General features: G+C 52.0%; 1 protein-coding gene. It reads right to left on the minus strand.

Features of this window, described 5'->3' with window-relative positions; all coding sequences use genetic code 11:
• A partial coding sequence (locus tag ABYT07_RS21290) for a type VI secretion system Vgr family protein (RefSeq protein ID WP_372993984.1) occupies window positions 1-1,206 on the minus strand: 1,206 nt, incomplete at its 3' end.
• Window positions 1,207-1,212: the final 6 nt, after the last annotated feature.

Below are 1,212 nucleotides of genomic sequence, written 5' to 3' on the forward strand. Positions count from 1 at the left end.
AACGGTAACCATAATCCCGGAAATCTCAATTCCCGACTGACTGATGGTAATCGAATTCCCACCAACGGTCAGCGATATCTCTGTGGTTGCCGTGATGACGACGGACCCCAAAGACGTATCAAGGGTATAGTCCCCCATGGACACCGTCACGCTCTCATTGCCCGAGGATACCTCGCGGGTGACATTACCGGTGCTGATCGTCTGGGTGTAATTGCCTGTCTTGATCTCTGTGCTGGTGTCGCCGGTGATTGTCTCAGTCGAGGTGCCTTCGATCACTTCGGTATGGTTGGTCTTGACAAAAATATCCTGATTGCCTGTCTCGACCTTAAAGATGTGGTCGCCGGTCTGGATCGTCTCGGTCTTGGTGTGATAGATCGTCTGGGTCAGATCACCGGGATCCATTTTATCAATGCCAATCTTAATTTCGGCATTATTTTCAATCGTTTGAAAGTAATCTTTCTCAGAATGAAGCCGGATGAATTCGGCGTCTTTCTTATCTTCAAAAACCAGCTCGTTATAGTTCTGCTCACCGCCCGTCTTTGTGGATCGCGTCTTGATCCCGGTTTGGGTCATATTTGCCGGCAGGCCGTAGGGCGGCATCGTATCGGAATTATACAACATGCCTGTGCAGATTGGTCGATCGGGGTCGCCTTCCTCGAACTGAATGGCGACTTCTTGGCCAATGCGCGGAACCGAGATCATGCCCCAGTTCTTACCGGTCCAGGGCATGACGCACCGCACCCAACACGTCGTGGTATCGTCCTTTTTGCCGACGCGGTCCCAATAAAACTGAACCTTGATACGACCGTATTTATCGGTGTATATTTCATCACCCGCCGGGCCGGTCACAATGGCAGTCTGAAGCCCCAGCAACTTGGGCCACGGCGTGACCTGCGGCGCGCGGAATGGCTCCGTCTTGGGAATGACGTCAAAGACGATGCGGTAGGTATCCTTGTTGTCCTCGTCCACAGGGATCGTGCTGTCAAACAGCGGCTTTTTGGATTCCTGGTCTTCGTAATCGGTTTCAATCTGCAAATGATGCACCGCATGCGTCAGCAGATATTCCATATTATTATGTTTGCGCGGATGGTCCTTCATCTTGAAGGTCTGGCCAACGCCAAGGGTACGGATGTTACCGGCACCGCGTGACAACTTGTGTTTTACAGCCTCTGCTTCCATGCGCACCTTGGTGAAATCATCGCCCATCCCTTC

The sequence above is a fragment of the Sulfitobacter sp. genome, assembly GCF_041552635.1.
Classification (GTDB): domain Bacteria; phylum Pseudomonadota; class Alphaproteobacteria; order Rhodobacterales; family Rhodobacteraceae; genus Sulfitobacter.